The sequence below is a fragment of the Kordiimonas pumila genome (assembly GCF_015240255.1).
Taxonomy (GTDB): Bacteria; Pseudomonadota; Alphaproteobacteria; order Sphingomonadales; family Kordiimonadaceae; genus Kordiimonas; species Kordiimonas pumila.
This window is the reverse complement of record NZ_CP061205.1, coordinates 941,101-957,098: the sequence shown is the minus strand read 5'-3', so window position 1 is coordinate 957,098 and position 15,998 is coordinate 941,101. Positions and strand designations below refer to the sequence as shown.

The following is a 15,998-nucleotide window of genomic DNA, read 5'->3' as shown; positions in this document are numbered from 1 at the left end:
ATGAAGAAGCTTAGAAAATTTAGCGCGGTGAGTTTGGCCGCTATATCTATTGCGCTGGGGGCAGCATCTGTACAGGCTGTACAAACAAAACAGTCAATCCCGCTTAACATGCAGCAACAACCCCTCATGACAGCGCTGCAAAACCTATCCAGTGAATATGGCATACAAATCGCTTCATTTTCTGAGGATGTCGCCGGAAAAACCGTTGGCACCCTGTCTGGTAACTACACGCTGACCAGCGCCCTTTCAGCTGTTCTTAAAGACAGCGGCCTACGGTATATTCAGGTTGATGACCGCACCATTGCTGTTGGTACACTAGCGCGCCTCACTGACCAATATTCAAGTTCCTCTATCCAGACAATCGCCTTTAACACTGCTGCTGATTATGAAGAAGGCCTTGCCGTTTCTGATGATGATGAGAGTATGGACACGGTTACCAATAGCCATATCCAGTTTGAAGAAATTATGGTTACAGCCACACGGCGGTCCACGGGTGTTCAAACAACAGCCTTAACCATCAGCGCCTTTGGCGGTGAGGAACTTGAAAAAAAAGGGTATAATAGTATCAGCCAGTTTATTGATACTGTACCGGGTGTAACAGCTACAACTGAAGGCCCCAATAGAAACCGGGTCATTATCCGCAACATTGCAACATCCACACAGGAAAGTGGTAGTTCAACCATTGCGACCTATTTTGACGACTTTGCACTTAGTGCCGTATCCGGTGGTGCCGCGGAAATACGCCTTGTTGATATGGAGCGCGTAGAAGTACTGAAAGGCCCACAAGGCACCCTTTTTGGCAGAAGTGCCATGGGCGGTATTGTTCGCTATATTTCTAACAAGCCCGACCCAAAGGAGTTTGCGGCCGGATTTGATATGTATCTCTCTGATGTAAATGACGGCGGCGAAAACTACGGTGGCCATGGTTATGTTAACGTGCCTTTGTCTGACAAAATGGCACTTCGCGCGGTTGGTTACTATTACGACAATGCCGGTTTCATTGATAATGTGGAATTAGGGAATAAGGATGCCAACGATGAGGAAACATACGGTGGTCGCCTTGCGTTCCACTGGGACATTACAGACAAGTTTTCCACAGATCTAACATATCTTTATCAAAAAATTGATGCCGGCGCGAGTTTTGTAACCACAACACGAGACCCCGGTGACCTGAGCATAGCAGGTGATGAAGGGCCTGATATTCCCTTTGATGTAGAAGCCCGCACAGGTATTGGCGGTATTGACCGCAGACACACTGACTCTCAGGAATTTTTAAATCTGAAGCTGGAATATGATTTTGATGCCTTTATCACAACATTACTCGCAACCAGAAATACCCTAAAAACAGGCTTCGCCTTTGACCAAAGAGAATTTGTTGATATTCGGTCTGGGTGCGTATGTGATTATCTTGACCCAGATTCCGGCAGAGTATCTGGTGACGCACAAACAGACATTCTGGAACTGCGCCTAGTTTCGTCAAATGACACAAAAATAAACTGGATTTTAGGTGCTTACTATGAAGACAGTGACACCTTGGCAAACCAGCTCATAACCTATTATGGCCCGACCCAGTATCTATATGGTTTTATTCCTATTCTGGACGGCGAAGAAACAATTGACTATACAGCCACCGCCCACAGCAATGAAAAAGCTGTGTATGCCGAAGTAGGCATGGACCTAACAGCCAAAACCAGTTTCAAGGTTGGCTATCGTCGGTCCCACATTAAATATGACACCATTGATCTCAAGCAAGAAGGCAGCTTTGTTGTTCTTACGGGCGCAGATGCGCTTCTGGGCATTCCCTTTGAAACAAAAGAAAATGTAAACACTTATAAGTTCAGCCTTGAGCACCAAATAAACGACGATATTTTTGCCTATGCACTGGCTACATCGGGGTACCGTCGTGGTGGCTTTAACAAACCTACAATTATTAGCCCTTTTTCAACCTATAACTCAGATAGCCTGTGGAATTATGAATTGGGCCTGAAAACCAAATGGTTTGATGGACGGCTGGTTGCAAACCTGTCTGCTTACTTGATTGAATATACCGATATCCAGCTTGTAGTTCAGGACCCGGTAACATTTGCACGGTCCACCCAAAATGCCGGAAAAGCTGAAATTCCGGGTATTGAACTGAGCCTCGCATATCAAGTAAATAACTATCTGGATATTGCCTTTAATGGTTCCCTAAGCGACCCGAAATTGAAAGAAGATGTGCCCGGCGGGGTCACAGGTAAAAAAGGCGACCGGCTACCCGGTTCCGCAAAAGAGAACTTCTCAGTGTCTTTAAACTGGGAAAGCCCCATCTTCAGCCAGCATACTCTCTTTAGTAACCTTACCTACAAATATACTGGCGAGCGTTATAACGACTTTAACCTCGACCTTGACATAGCACTGCCTTCTTATGATCTGGTTGATTTCCAGATAGGCCTGCGCAGTGATGAGGGGTACAGTGTATCTCTGTTTGCTCACAATCTGTTTGATGAGGCCTATATTGGTTATATTGACCGTCAGGGTACAAGCTTTGAATCTGCCTCAACAAACACACCAAGAACTATTGGCCTGCGGTTGAAATACGACTTCTAAATATTGCCGCTGTCTGACGAAGGAAATTGCTTGCCCCAAACAGGCAATTTCCTTTTTCTTCAATACACAAGGGGGAACATAGTGATGATGAATAGATTTATAAAATATCCTGTGGTGATTGCCGCACTCTTATTGCCTAATATGACACAGGCCCTTAGCGCCGCAGAAGCCTTTGCAGACACACCCGAAAACCACAATATTGTAGAGCAAAGCTATGCTGCCTATCAGCGCATTAGCAAAGAACACGGCAAATTTATCGATGTGAACGGCATTCAGATGCACTATCTGGAGTGGGGCGACGAAACCGGCATTCCGCTTATTTGGTCACATGGGTATACAAGCAGCGGGTATGAGCTTGCAGGCGTTGCAGAGGGACTCGTTAAAGCTGGCTATCATGTGTATGCCATCACATACCGGGGGCACGGCCAAACGCAGGTACGTGACTATAATTTCTCACTCGACACTATCGCAGATGATATTGCCGCGATGATGGATAAGCTTGGCATTGACAAAGCTGTCATTGGCGGACTGTCGCTTGGCGGCGGCGTTACAACGGCATTTTATGACCATTACCCTGAGCGCGCGCTTGCAATTGTTTTGGAAGACGGCGGCGCCGATGCTGTACAGGCACGCTCAGAAAAAATGTACCCTATTATGAAAAAGCTTATAGATGACAACCCGGCACCGCCTGAACCTGTTTTCGACACACGGTTTAGCGCCTTTCAGTATGTTGCTAATATATATGTACCCGGGTGGGGCGGTAAAATACCTGAAGGCATAGCGCCAGCTTTTCATAGCTGGATCATGAAAAATGATGCCGGCAAATTTGTGCCGCACTATAAGGATGCCAAGCTTTTAGACTTTACAAACCCTGCCGCAAATGATCCCAGTGCAGGCTATAAATTACCGCTTCTTGCTCAGTCGTGGCGCCGGGTAAATCCTTTCATTACATACCGTAATCTCAGCGTTCCCATGGTTATCATTAACCCAACAGGCGATATGTTTGACCCTTCAGATGATTTTGAAGCACTGCGCGCGCAGCACCCTAGCCTTATCACCGTGATTGATTATCCCGATACCCCTCATGCAGCGCACCCTATGCGGCCAAACTGGTTCATTCGGGATTTAACAGCGCTCAAACAGAAATTTATAAAATAATACCACGCAGCATTTAAGGAAGGACCATACAAAAATGTCCAGGAACACGGGCAATCAGCCCACTTCATTTTATAAAAGCTTATTAGTCTTCGGGCTTCTTGCTGGTTTGGCTTCAGGCCCTATGGCCCTTGCTGCGCCAGAGGCTCAAGAAAGGGGGCCCCAAGCCGCTTTTTCCCTTGATGAAATGGCCGCCGGCGCAGCGGCTAAATTAGCCTGCTCTGGTGTTTTTGTTATGGGGCGCACGGAAGCAGATGTCATTGCCCGCGACCTGAGGCCTTTTGAATACCCCCTTTTAACCAAAACAGAATTCGAATTTGATAAAGACCTGAAAACGGCCAGTGCAATTTCAGGGACCGCTAAACGAACTGCTTTATACCGGCCCGGCCTAGGCTGTACATTAATGGTTGATACAGACAGGGATACCCTTCTAGCCCAATCAGCTGACATTGAAGTAAAGCCTGTGCACTATACAAATGAACCTTGGCCCGCAGGCGACCAGGTTGTGATCAGCCAAAAAGACCCAGCTATTGACTGGGTACAGCTCGATCAGGCAGTATCTGATGCGTTTACAGATACAACAGAAGGCCAAACGCTGGATACCCGCGCCGTTCTGGTTGTGTATGACGGCAAGATTGTTGCTGAAAAATATGCTGATGGCTTTGACAGCAACAGTCGGTTTCTTGCATGGTCAGCCAGTAAAAGTGTTACGAGCGCCCTTATTGGTACCATGGTAACAGACGGGCAGCTAGCGCTTGATGCCCCCGCCCCGGTTGCAACATGGTCAAACCCAGATGACCCAAGGCATGCCATTACCCTGCATCATTTACTGAATATGGCAAGCGGCCTCGAGTTTTCTGAGCCATATACACTGGGCCACGACAGCACCACCATGCTTTTTAATAAAGCTGACATGGGTGGCTATGCCGCAGACAAGCCGCTTGAGCACGCGCCAAATACAAAATGGTACTATTCCTCTGGCACAACAAACCTGCTTGCAAAAATTCTATCTGAAAAAGCGGGTGGCTCTGTAAAGGCGCTTTACGATTATTCTTGGGAGCAGTTTTTTGGCCCAGTGGGCATGCACAGTGCCATTTTTGAGCCAGATGTGAGCGGTAGTTATGTTGGGAGCTCCTATTTCTATGCCACAGCAAGGGATTGGGCGCGCTTTGGCCTGCTTTACCTGAATGAGGGCCGTGTGGGTGGCCAGCAAATTCTATCAAAAGAATGGGTGGAAGCTACTAAAACACCAACACCCCTCGCGCCGCGCCATCAGTACGGCATGCAGTTCTGGAACAATGGCGGTACGCCCATGCCGGCAGAAGGCAGAATGTTCCCTGACCTTCCCGCCGATACCTTTATGGCTCTGGGTCATAATACACAGAGCATTGCCATGATACCGTCCAGAAAAGCTGTCATTATCCGGTTTGGCTGGACAACAGGAAAAGAACCATATGGGATGAACTCTCGCTTTGCAGCCATTTTGAAAGCACTACCAGCTGCAAGCAACGCAGAGTAAAGCGCGGCAGAATAAACAACCGCTAAAACAGGTAGGGCAAGCCCTATATCAACCACACTATAATCTACATTATAGTGTGGTGATCCCTGCGATATATAAGGCAGGCGCTGCGATAATATTAGAAAAGTGGTGCCCCCGGTCGGCACCCTGAATTTCTTATATATCAATGAGTTACACTATACCATGGCACAATCTTGGCACACAGGATTTTTGAAATTATCTTTATATTTCAATACGTTAATTTATTCGCAGCTTTTTCTATTTTTAAAACCTTGATACAAACTGTGACTTAAGAACTATTTACAGAAGTATAATTAACGTTCGATTCTTAAATGACGGCACCAAATATCTAGCTTTACTTATTGCTAAAGTTGAATTTACTCTCTTATCCAATATTTTACTTAACGATGGGGGAGAGTAGAATTGGTTAGAATTCAGTCCGAAGAAGAAGCATTCAGACTTCTCGATGAAATATTATCCGGCAAACGTGATAAGCTGCCATCAGTATCAGAACTCAAAATAGATGATTGGGCCACATCGCGTATATATATGCCGAAAGTTCCAATAGATGGCTCTCTTAATGCACCTATGATGGCTGCATGCGTAGAATATCAGCAAGCAATATACAGAATTGTTGCAGACGCCAAGTATAACACAAAAGACTTAAGGTATCTTCACACTCGCGAAAAAGCAGCCTTTCAAGTCACTTTTGCAGTAGGGGCTGGAAGCACAAGCATAAGAGATAATCTAAATGAGCTAATTAATAATTTAGGATCTGAGGTAATTAAGAATATGGACTCTGAAGATATTCTCATTCTCATCCTTGGTGTTGCCCTTATTTTTGGAGGGTACAGTGCCTTTAAGCTATGGTTAACATGTAAAAGCGATATACAAAAAGAGACCTTAAAAGATAATCAAGCTGTCAAACAACTTGAAACTTTCACTCGACTCTCAGAGCAAGAGACTAAAAGAGCTGAAATACTGGATCGTGCACTCCAAAAATCACGTGTGTTAAGAGATACTAATGAAGAGGCCGAACGTGTTCGTGATGAATACCTAAAGGCTATTGAAGCCACAGAAGATACTGAAATTCAAGGCACCATGATTTCCAAATCCCAAGCGCACACCTTGCGTAACCCAACAAAGCGCACAGCTGAAAAATATATGATGACAGATGTCTTTAGGGTTTTAGTGCTAGACACGTCAGATCCAGATACTACTAGCGTGAAGATCGAAAGTGTAAAAACCGGTCAAAAAATTTCAGCCTCCTTTGAAGATGGCATTCTAGAACAGAATGGCCTAGATTTACTCACATACGCAGCAGCCCACAGGAAAACTGTTTGGATTAAATTACAGATTCGTGCTCTAGATGGAAAAATTCAAAAAGCTGGTATAGGTGAAGTCCGCAGACCTGATTATTCAGAGGATGAATAACTCATAAATACGAGACATAAGTACTTAAGCAATGCTCAAAAGCGTTTAGAAAAGACCATATATATTTTGATACAATTTTCCGGCAACAATCGGAGAAATTACTATGAAAACTGAAACTCAAAAAATTTCTTACTATGCAATCCTAGAGAAAGGCGAGACCGGCCTAGGAGTTATTTTCCCCGATGTACCTGGATGCATATCTTATGGCGATGATATAGAGGATGCAAAAATAATGGGTACAGAAGCGTTATCTTTGCATTTTGACGACTTTGATAGCGCAACGGATATCTTGCCGCCTAAGCTTTGGAATGGCTCCATAGAAACCATACCCAATGAATTTTCTAATATCAACATTGCCGATATAGTTCTTATTTCAATTCAACTGCCATGAGGGCACAATCTTGGCACACTTAGCTTTTACAACACGCATAGCGAAGGCACCAACCCCTACAAACCCCACATATATGGAATATGTAATTATTTATACAAAAATATTAGAATTTAATTCTAAAAAATAGCCATTTATTAGCAATGGTGCCCCCGGTCGGACTCGAACCGACACTCCCGAAGGAACCGGATTTTGAATCCGGCGCGTCTACCAGTTCCACCACAGGGGCACTGCAAGGAATTGCTTGGTAAAGTGGGCGGCATAATAGCTTCAATTACGGGAAGGTCAAGCGTGGAAACACAGCTTATGTGTGCTTTAAAGTCCTTCATTGTGCCGGAGCAGCGCTTTTGATATGCCTTCATGCATAAGGGAGCCCTGTATGCTGAAAAAATTATACAACTGGATGATAGAAAAAGCCCAAAGCAAAGCGAGCGAGCGCTGGCTGGCCGCTGTCTCTTTTGCAGAATCAAGCTTTTTTCCTATTCCGATTGACCTTATGCTCATCCCGATGATTTTGGCGAACAGGCTGAAAGCATGGCGGCTGGCTACTATCACCCTTATTGCCTCAGTGCTGGGCGGCATGGCAGGTTATATGATTGGTGCCGTGTTTTTTGAGACAATTGGTCTGCCGATTCTTGATCTCTATGGCTATGCGGACAAGTTTGACGAATACCGGCAGTATTACAATGAATATGGCATTCTGATTGTACTAATTGCGGGCTTCACGCCGCTCCCATTCAAGGTAGTAACAATCGCAAGCGGTGTTATTGGCATGAACCCGCTGGTTTTTTTCCTAACTTCTGTGCCCGCACGCGGGGCGCGCTTTTTTCTGGTTGCGGCGCTCTTGTGGAAATACGGCGAACCGATCAGAAGCTTTATTGAAAAACGCTTGGGGCTGGTGTTAACTGCTTTTACAGTCCTTGGCATTGCCGGTTTTTTAGCACTTAAATTTGTTGGGTAATGATGCTGCAAAAATTGAAAAACTTTACTCTGAATGACCCCGTTTTGTTTGCGGGGCTCATTGCCGCTCTTGTTCTGGGCGCGGCCTTTACGTTCCAGTTATTTGGGTATCCACCATGCGAGCTATGCTGGTGGCAGCGTTACCCTTACATGGCAATTATGGGGGTTTCCATTGTTGGCACGGCTGTTCGTGCGCTACCACGCCGGGTCTTACTAGTGGTACTTGCTCTACTGTTCCTGACAGATGCAGGCATTGCCGGGTTTCATGCTGGCGTAGAACAACGCTGGTGGGAAGGGCTTTCCACCTGCTCAGGCTATGTTGACATAACCGATAATATTGATGATGCCCTTAAATCTATTATGAACGCGCCCTTGGTGCGGTGCGACGATGTGGCATGGTCCTTGTTTGGCATTTCCATGGCAGGCTATAATCTGTTTATTGCCGCTTTCATGGCATTTTTTTGCATCTTCAGGCTAAAAGCAGTAAAGTAAAGCAATGGAAAAACATACGCCTCTAACAACCAAACAAAAACCCGCCCGTCCTTTGCCCGGTGACCGCCCAAGTGCGGCTGAAACAAACCGGATGATACGCGTGGATCATGCTGGCGAGTTTGGTGCAGTGCGCATCTACGCGGGCCAACGCGCCGTTATAGGTGAGCGACACAGTAAATCTGCGCTGTTAAAACATATGCACGAACAGGAGCAGGAACATCTGGCTCGGTTCGATAAATTCATTACAGAACGCGGAGTTCGCCCCACCCTGCTTGCGCCTTTCTGGAATATTGCAGGTTTTGCCCTTGGGGCAGGCACAGCTTTGATGGGTGAAAAAGCCGCCATGGCCTGCACGCAAGCCATAGAAGAAGTGATCGACGAGCACTATCAGGAACAATTAGATGCCTTAAACGGTGCAGACCCGGAACTTGAAAGCATGATTGAAAAATTTCAAGCCGAAGAAGTAGAGCACAAACGTATCGCGGAAGAGCACGGCGCAGAACAGGCCCCCGGATACCCAGTTTTATCCGGCCTTATAAAAGCAGGCTGCAAAACAGCTATCTGGTTTTCAAAGCGGCTTTAAAAAGCAGAGCAACCCACCCCAGGCTGCCCTGTAATTTACTATTTGGCTATACTTTTACCGAAAATAAAGAGCCATCTTCACCAATAAGACCTGCTTCCTGCAGCGCGGCAGAGAGTTCTTGCTCTTCCTCATCACTTAAATTGGTTAGATCATAATTTTCAATGATTGATTGTAATTTTTGCAGCCCTTCCTTATCGAGTTTCTCGATACCGCCTTCTGGTGGCGGCGCGGGCTTATCTGCTGGCGGTTCAATACCTGCTTGCTTGCCCAATTCACGGGCGTCAATGCCATACTGCTCCAGTTCTGTAGCCAGTTCTTTTCCGGGTTTTATGCCCGCCTCTTTAAAGGCGTTGACAATTGTCTGCGCATCTTCTTCGGTCAGATTCTCTGTATTATAGGCCGAGAGCGTTTCTGCTATCAGGGTTTTCTGATTATCACTTAACGGGGCGCTTGACGGTCTACCACCGCCAAAGCCCTGAATAGAGGAAATATCCATTGTTTTCTCCCATCATTGTCGGCACCCGAAGGTGGTACGATGGAAAACGGAAAACCCTTTTAAAAACTCTTAACTTCTATCCAGTTCAGCATCCCAATATAAATAATCCCGCCAACTTTCGTGAAGATAGTTCGGCGGGAATAAGCGGCCATTGGCATTCAGTTCGTGATTAGTTGGCCTATAAGGCCAACGCCTTGGATGCATGCCCGCTTCTTTAGGCGTGCGGCCGCCCTTGCGCATATTACACGGTGCACAAGCTGCTGAAATATTACTCCAGCACGTGCGCCCACCTTGCGACCGCGGGATAATATGGTCAAAGGTTAGATCTTCCGCTGACCCACAAAACACACATGAAAACCTGTCCCGCAAAAACAGGTTGAACCGTGTAAAGGCAGGATATTCTGGCTGTTTAATATAGTCTTTAAGGGCAATAACGCTAGGCAGACGCATCGACATGGAAGGCGACCTAACTTCAGTATCATATTCAGAAACAATGCTAACACGGTCTAAAAACACAGCTTTAAGGGCTGTCTGCCAATGCCATAAGCTTAGTGGAAAATAACTAAGCGGCCGATAATCGGCATTCAGAACAAGAGCCGGGGTTGCCTCCGGCGATGGCTGGTGGGGTGTGAAATTAACACCCATAGAAACGTCCCCCGTCATCTACGGCAAGACCAGCATCTGGTACCGGCCCCACCTCTGTGGCCTAACTCGATACATACAGAATCAAGATACAGTGTTACGCTGTTATGACAAGGGATTATATTGTGTTATTATTTTTAAATAAATATTTTTCTATGTCCCAATACCCCGTGTAATTTTAGGAAATAGGGGCGTGGCCATAACAAGCTTGTTTCCAATTCACCTTGGTTTACTTATGATAGCTGTATGTACAGAGCCGTATCTGAAAAAACACCCGTTATCAGCCGCTTTGCCCCAAGCCCGACAGGCTTGTTGCATATGGGTCATGCCTATTCGGCAATCCTCGCATACCGAGCTACCACAGAATACGCTGGCCGGTTTATCCTGCGGATAGAAGACATTGATACAAACCGCTGTAAACCAGAGTTTATCGATGCCATATATGAAGACTTAACATGGCTTGGCCTTCAGTGGGAACAACCTGTCAGGCTTCAGTCTGAACATTTTACAGACTATCAAGCAGCGCTGGACGTTCTGAAAGAAAAAAAGGCTGTTTACCCCTGTTTTTGTACCCGATCAGAGATTATAGCCGAAATTGAGAAGGCCCAAAGCGCGCCGCACGGCCCTGACGGCCCATTGTATCCGGGGACCTGCAAGCATTTAACCCAGCCTGAGCGTGATGTGCGGATCAGATCAGGAGAAGCACATGCCTGGCGGCTTAACCTGAATACTGCGCTTTCGGTCATAGGCCCGCTGCCAGACTGGTGCGACAGAGAAAAGGGGCCTATTAAAACAACACCTTCACTTTTAGGGGATATTGTACTGGCTCGGAAAGATACGCCGACCAGTTATCACCTTTCTGTCGTCGTGGATGATGCGCACCAAAACATAAACCATATCGTACGAGGCAATGATCTCTTCCATGCTACCCACGCACATATTGTTTTACAAAAACTGCTTGGGTTGCCGACCCCAACATACCACCACCATAGTCTTCTGACTGATAAAAATGGCGAACGCTTCGCTAAAAGAAACAGGTCAGCCACACTCAAAAGCCTTCGGGAAACAGGCATGAATGCAGCTGACCTGATCGCACAAATCGGTTTATAGTTTTTAATCTTTTACAGATTTACACTGACAATCTGCACAGGTGCATTCAGAGCCGCACTCACAGACTTTTACCTTACTGTCCGTTGAACATGTGCAAGGATTGCAGCAACATTTTTTTGTATCTTCACTCATCATATTTCCTTTCATATAGATGCTGTTTTATTCTCAGCCATTTCATGCTACAATCTGTAGTAACTACAGATTCAAGAGAAAAATGAGCAAAGGTAAAAAATGCGACTTTCCATCGGCAAACTGAGCACAAAAACCGGGGTGAATATTGAAACAATTCGCTATTACGAACGCGAAAGCTTGATGCCGGCCCCCTTTCGCACAGATGGCGGCCACAGAATTTACGACGAAGCACACATGAACAGGCTCACTTTCATCCGCCGATGCCGGGATCTTGGATTTCCGATCGAGGATATTCGCAGCCTACTTGGCATGGCCGACAAAGATGAACACTGTGCAAGCCTGCGCCCGCTGGCTCAGTCGCACCTTAAGCTTGTGCAGGCTAAAATTTCAGCGCTCCATGAAATGGAAGGCGCCCTTAAAGGCATTCTGGATGGCTGCGAAGACTGTTCCGCGCCAGAATGTACTATCAGTACGGCACTTTATGGCTGCGCCGCGCGTTCATGTGCCTGCTGTGGTCGCAGTGATATAACACCTGTGACATAAAGCCACTGTTCATCGCCCCATATAACCCGTATCAGAAGATCATGATATGTGATTATATAAGAAATAGACTGGATACATATGCAGACATTTGACAGCAACGGAAACGAACTCGCCGACGGTGATAATGTTACTCTGATTAAAGACTTAAAAGTCAAAGGGACATCAACCACCCTGAAGCGGGGAACAATGGTAAAAAGCATCCGCCTAACCAATGACGAAGGCGAAGTGGAATGCCGAATTGGTAAAACAACCATTGTGCTAAAAACTCAGTTTCTGAAAAAAAGCAATTAATGCCAAACCGTCTGCCCTTAATCATGACTAAAACAACCTGAGAAAAGCCCATGAAAGTTCTTTTTACACTCGCCATACTCTCCGCCATTGCAACCCTTGTTGTGCTGATCATGGGGGTAATGACCATGGGCCGTGACAAAGGCGCTAATAAAAACCGCGGCAATAAAATGATGCGCCTCAGGGTTTTCTTCCAGTTTACCACCCTTGTCTTTTTGCTTCTCGCAGCATTAGCAGCATCAACAGGGTCGTAAACATGGTAAAGCTTGGCAGAATTTACACACGCTCAGGGGATACCGGCAAAACCGGCCTTGTTGGCGGTACGCGCATATCAAAGGCTTCAGCCCGCATCGAAGCTGTAGGCACGGTTGACGAAGCAAATGCCACCATCGGTGTTGCCCGTCTGCATACAAACGGCGATATAGATGAAATGCTGGCCCGCATCCAAAATGACATGTTTGATCTCGGCTCTGACCTTGCAAACCCCAGAGAAGATTTTTCTGAAGATGGTGGGCAGCTCAGAATCACGGCAGGCCAAGTTACGCGCCTTGAAAAAGAAATTGATTCCCTAAATAGCGAGCTTGCCCCCCTTACAAGCTTTACTCTTCCCGGTGGTAGCCCGGCAAGTGCCCATCTGCATATTGCCCGCACTGTTACAAGACGCGCCGAGCGCTGTGTCATAACTCTGTCAGAACAAGAAGCTATTAATATATATGTGATAAAATATTTGAATCGTTTATCAGACCACCTATTTGTACTGACAAGGTACCTTAATAATAAGGGAGCTGACGACATTTTATGGATACCTGGCGCCAGCCGCAAACATAAATAGCGTTAGTGCAAACCACCTTGTACACACTGCATTGACTCGGGTTTCAGCTTGGTATAACGCTGTGTACCCTTGAATTTTAAAGGTGCTAGCCGCATTTTGGCTAGCCTTCGAGAGAAAAGTTCCAGACACATTACTGGACACAACCGGGAGATAAAGCCCCATGAAGATCATGGTGCCCGTTAAGCGGGTGGTAGATTATAACGTGAAGGTACGCGTTAGATCAGATAATAGCGGCGTCGAGCTTGCGAATGTTAAGATGTCGATGAACCCCTTTGACGAAATAGCTGTAGAGGAAGCAATCCGGCTCAAGGAAGCTGGTAAAGCTGAAGAGATTATAGTTGTTTCGGTTGGACCGTCAGCGGCTCAGGAAACGATCCGTACAGGCCTTGCGATGGGTGCAGACCGGGGTATTCTGGTCGAGCATGACGGCGCGGCAGAGCCGCTTGCGATTGCTAAGCTTTTAAAAGCGATTGTTGGCGAAGAAAACCCGGATATTGTGCTTCTTGGTAAGCAGGCGATTGACGGCGATAACAGCCAGACAGGCCAGATGCTGGCAGAGCTTCTTGGCTGGCCGCAAGGCACATTTGCTTCTGAGGTTGCGCTTGCAGACAGCGGCGTGAATGTCACGCGCGAGATTGACGGCGGCCTTGAGACAGTAAAACTGAACCTGCCCGCAGTTGTAACAACTGACCTCAGGCTGAATGAGCCACGCTATGCGTCCTTACCGAACATTATGAAGGCAAAACGCAAACCGATCGACATGAAGAAACCGGAAGACTACGGTGTTGATATGGCTGCCCGCCTCACAGTGCTGAAAGTGGAAGAGCCACCGAAGCGCGAAGCCGGCATTATGGTCGACAGCGTAGAAACACTGGTCAGCAAACTTAAAGAAAAGGGAGTAATCTAATGACCGCTCTCGTTTATGTAGAACATGATAATACAGAAGTGAAAGATGCAACCTTTGCAACAGTGACCGCTGCCAAGGCCTTTGGTGATGTACATGCTATTGTTATCGGTAGTGGCTGCGCAGGTGTTGCTGACGCTGCGGCCAAGATCGACGGCGTTGGTAAAGTGCTGCTGGTGGATGCAGAAGTATATGCCCACCCTCTGGCCGAAGAACTTGCGGCTGTGGTTCTGTCTGTGGCAGGTGATTACAGCGCCATTCTGGCACCCGCCACAACAACCGGTAAAAACTTCCTGCCACGAGTGGCCGCTAGCCTCGACGTAGCGCAGATCTCTGAGATTGTGGAAGTGGTAAGTGCAGACACGTTCAAGCGCCCGATCTATGCTGGAAATGCGATTGCAACGGTGCAGTCTTCTGACAAAGTGAAGGTTATCACAGTGCGGGCAACAGCTTTTGAAAAGGCTGCGGCTGAGGGTGGTTCGGCGAGCGTCGAAACTATCGCTGCTGCTGCCACGGTTGGTGTATCCTCGTTTGTGGGGGCTGAGCTTTCTAAATCAGACCGTCCTGAACTGACATCAGCGAAGATCATTATCTCTGGTGGTCGCGGCATGGGGTCTGGTGAAAACTTCAAAATCATTGAAGCTGTTGCAGACAAACTGGGTGCGGCCGTTGGTGCATCGCGTGCAGCAGTAGACGCTGGCTTTGTACCAAACGACTATCAGGTTGGCCAGACAGGCAAGATTGTAGCGCCTGAGCTTTACATCGCAGTTGGCATCTCTGGTGCTATTCAGCACCTTGCAGGCATGAAAGATAGCAAGATCATCGTCGCGATCAACAAAGACGAAGAGGCACCTATCTTCCAGGTTGCTGATTACGGCCTTGTTGCTGACCTTTTTGATGCAGTACCTGCACTCGAAAAAGCTCTGTAAGTCTACCAAATAAAAAAGGGCATCGCTTATGGTGCCCTTTTTTTCTATACTGGCTAACAAAGTAAAAAAACGCGGACAAAAAGCCTTCATAAAAATATAAATTTAAAACGTCCCAAGGGTAAAAAATGGTTGAAACAGTAGGTATAATTGGCGCAGGCCAAATGGGTAACGGGATTGCACATGTCTGTTCAATCTCTGGATTAAAAGTTGTTTTAAGCGACATTTCAATCGAACGTTGCCAAGCGGCTATCGACATCATGAAAGGCAACATGATGCGCCAAGTTAGCAAAAACAAGCTGTCTGAAGCTGATATGAATGCCGCTATTGCGCGTATTACCCTTGCTGATAACCTGAAGGCACACAGTAAATGCGATCTGGTGATTGAGGCCGCAACAGAAAACGAGCAGGTTAAAACCTCCATTTTCAAAGAGCTTTGCCAGCACCTGAAACCAAACGCGATGGTCGCTTCTAACACGTCCTCTATTTCCATCACCCGATTAGCCGCAAGCACAGACCGGCCAGAAAAGTTCATGGGTGTTCATTTTATGAACCCTGTACCACTGATGAAACTGGTCGAGCTGATCCGCGGGATCGCAACGTCAGATGAAACATACGAACGCTTTAACACCTTCACAAAAAAACTGGGTAAAGAGACAGCACTTTCTGAAGATTTTCCTGCCTTTATTGTTAACCGGATTTTGATGCCCATGATTAATGAAGGCATCTATACCCTTTATGAAGGCGTTGGCTCTGTTGACTGTATCGATAAAGCAATGCGGCTTGGGGCAAATCACCCCATGGGCCCACTTCAACTGGCGGATTTCATCGGCCTTGATACATGCCTCTCCATTATGCAAGTTCTATACGAAGGGCTTGCGGACAGCAAGTATCGCCCGTGTCCGCTTTTGGTGAAATATGTGGAAGCCGGATGGCTTGGCCGTAAAACCGGTCGTGGTTTCTATGACTACCGCGGCGAAGGCGACCCGGTACCAACACGCTAGCACA

General features: G+C 46.8%; 18 protein-coding genes and 1 tRNA gene. 16 read left to right on the top strand and 3 right to left on the bottom strand.

The window, feature by feature from the left end; genetic code table 11:
* The 5 genes from ICL80_RS04220 to ICL80_RS04200 all read left to right on the top strand — a co-directional run bounded on the left by ICL80_RS04220 (position 1) and on the right by ICL80_RS04200 (position 7,085).
* On the top strand, positions 1-2,586 hold the full coding sequence (locus ICL80_RS04220; RefSeq protein ID WP_194214866.1) for a TonB-dependent receptor domain-containing protein: 2,586 nt from the start codon (positions 1-3) through the stop codon (positions 2,584-2,586).
* Between the two features lie 84 nt (positions 2,587-2,670).
* Complete coding sequence (locus ICL80_RS04215; protein ID WP_228073809.1) at positions 2,671-3,744, top strand: alpha/beta hydrolase; 1,074 nt, start codon at positions 2,671-2,673, stop codon at positions 3,742-3,744.
* A 34-nt stretch (positions 3,745-3,778) separates the two neighbouring features.
* Positions 3,779-5,260, top strand: a complete 1,482-nt coding sequence (locus ICL80_RS04210; protein ID WP_194214865.1) for a serine hydrolase domain-containing protein — start codon at positions 3,779-3,781, stop codon at positions 5,258-5,260.
* Positions 5,261-5,683: 423 nt separating this feature from the next.
* A complete protein-coding gene (locus tag ICL80_RS04205; protein ID WP_194214864.1) occupies positions 5,684-6,694 on the top strand; it encodes a hypothetical protein in 1,011 nt (336 codons plus the stop codon).
* Between the two features lie 103 nt (positions 6,695-6,797).
* The gene (locus ICL80_RS04200; protein ID WP_194214863.1) at positions 6,798-7,085 is read left to right on the top strand and encodes a type II toxin-antitoxin system HicB family antitoxin; all 288 of its coding nucleotides are present in this window, start codon (positions 6,798-6,800) and stop codon (positions 7,083-7,085) included.
* A 141-nt stretch (positions 7,086-7,226) separates the two neighbouring features.
* On the opposite strand, the gene ICL80_RS04195 is transcribed toward ICL80_RS04200, so the two are convergent.
* Positions 7,227-7,311 (bottom strand) — tRNA-Leu (locus ICL80_RS04195).
* 150 nt (positions 7,312-7,461) lie between these two features.
* Here ICL80_RS04195 and ICL80_RS04190 point away from each other — a divergent pair.
* Genes ICL80_RS04190 through ICL80_RS04180 form a run of 3 tightly spaced genes read left to right on the top strand, consistent with a single transcriptional unit; the run spans position 7,462 to position 9,117 of the window.
* Positions 7,462-8,043, top strand: a complete 582-nt coding sequence (locus ICL80_RS04190; RefSeq protein WP_194214862.1) for a YqaA family protein — start codon at positions 7,462-7,464, stop codon at positions 8,041-8,043.
* Between the two features lie 14 nt (positions 8,044-8,057).
* Positions 8,058-8,534: a disulfide bond formation protein B gene (locus ICL80_RS04185; protein WP_228073808.1), complete on the top strand. Its 477-nt coding sequence runs from the start codon at positions 8,058-8,060 to the stop codon at positions 8,532-8,534.
* Positions 8,535-8,538: 4 nt separating this feature from the next.
* Positions 8,539-9,117 (top strand): demethoxyubiquinone hydroxylase family protein, encoded by a 579-nt coding sequence (locus ICL80_RS04180; RefSeq protein WP_194214861.1) that lies wholly within the window; start codon positions 8,539-8,541, stop codon positions 9,115-9,117.
* Positions 9,118-9,163: 46 nt separating this feature from the next.
* On the opposite strand, the gene ICL80_RS04175 is transcribed toward ICL80_RS04180, so the two are convergent.
* Both ICL80_RS04175 and ICL80_RS04170 read right to left on the bottom strand, forming a co-directional pair.
* Positions 9,164-9,613 (bottom strand): hypothetical protein, encoded by a 450-nt coding sequence (locus tag ICL80_RS04175; RefSeq protein ID WP_194214860.1) that lies wholly within the window; start codon positions 9,611-9,613, stop codon positions 9,164-9,166.
* 69 nt (positions 9,614-9,682) lie between these two features.
* Positions 9,683-10,258, bottom strand: a complete 576-nt coding sequence (locus ICL80_RS04170; RefSeq protein ID WP_194214859.1) for an HNH endonuclease — start codon at positions 10,256-10,258, stop codon at positions 9,683-9,685.
* 243 nt (positions 10,259-10,501) lie between these two features.
* Here ICL80_RS04170 and gluQRS point away from each other — a divergent pair, with 243 nt between their 5' ends.
* The 8 genes from gluQRS to ICL80_RS04130 all read left to right on the top strand — a co-directional run bounded on the left by gluQRS (position 10,502) and on the right by ICL80_RS04130 (position 15,994).
* The gene (gluQRS, locus tag ICL80_RS04165; protein ID WP_194214858.1) at positions 10,502-11,365 is read left to right on the top strand and encodes a tRNA glutamyl-Q(34) synthetase GluQRS; all 864 of its coding nucleotides are present in this window, start codon (positions 10,502-10,504) and stop codon (positions 11,363-11,365) included.
* Between the two features lie 231 nt (positions 11,366-11,596).
* Entirely contained in the window at positions 11,597-12,040 is a 444-nt protein-coding gene (locus ICL80_RS04160; RefSeq protein WP_194214857.1) for a MerR family transcriptional regulator, read from the top strand.
* A 78-nt stretch (positions 12,041-12,118) separates the two neighbouring features.
* Entirely contained in the window at positions 12,119-12,331 is a 213-nt protein-coding gene (locus ICL80_RS04155; RefSeq protein WP_194214856.1) for an alkylphosphonate utilization protein, read from the top strand.
* Between the two features lie 50 nt (positions 12,332-12,381).
* Positions 12,382-12,582, top strand: coding sequence for a twin transmembrane helix small protein (locus ICL80_RS04150; RefSeq protein ID WP_194214855.1), 201 nt, complete (start codon positions 12,382-12,384; stop codon positions 12,580-12,582).
* 2 nt (positions 12,583-12,584) lie between these two features.
* Positions 12,585-13,160, top strand: a complete 576-nt coding sequence (locus ICL80_RS04145) for a cob(I)yrinic acid a,c-diamide adenosyltransferase (RefSeq protein WP_194214854.1) — start codon at positions 12,585-12,587, stop codon at positions 13,158-13,160.
* Between the two features lie 160 nt (positions 13,161-13,320).
* Entirely contained in the window at positions 13,321-14,067 is a 747-nt protein-coding gene (locus tag ICL80_RS04140) for an electron transfer flavoprotein subunit beta/FixA family protein (protein ID WP_194214853.1), read from the top strand.
* Complete coding sequence (locus tag ICL80_RS04135; protein WP_194214852.1) at positions 14,067-14,993, top strand: electron transfer flavoprotein subunit alpha/FixB family protein; 927 nt, start codon at positions 14,067-14,069, stop codon at positions 14,991-14,993. Before ICL80_RS04140 ends, ICL80_RS04135 begins: the two co-directional genes overlap by 1 nt.
* Before the next feature lie 125 nt (positions 14,994-15,118).
* Positions 15,119-15,994 carry a 3-hydroxybutyryl-CoA dehydrogenase gene (locus ICL80_RS04130; RefSeq protein ID WP_194214851.1) on the top strand — a complete coding sequence of 292 codons (876 nt, stop codon included), beginning with the start codon at positions 15,119-15,121 and terminating at the stop codon, positions 15,992-15,994.
* The last annotated feature ends 4 nt before the right edge of the window (positions 15,995-15,998 follow it).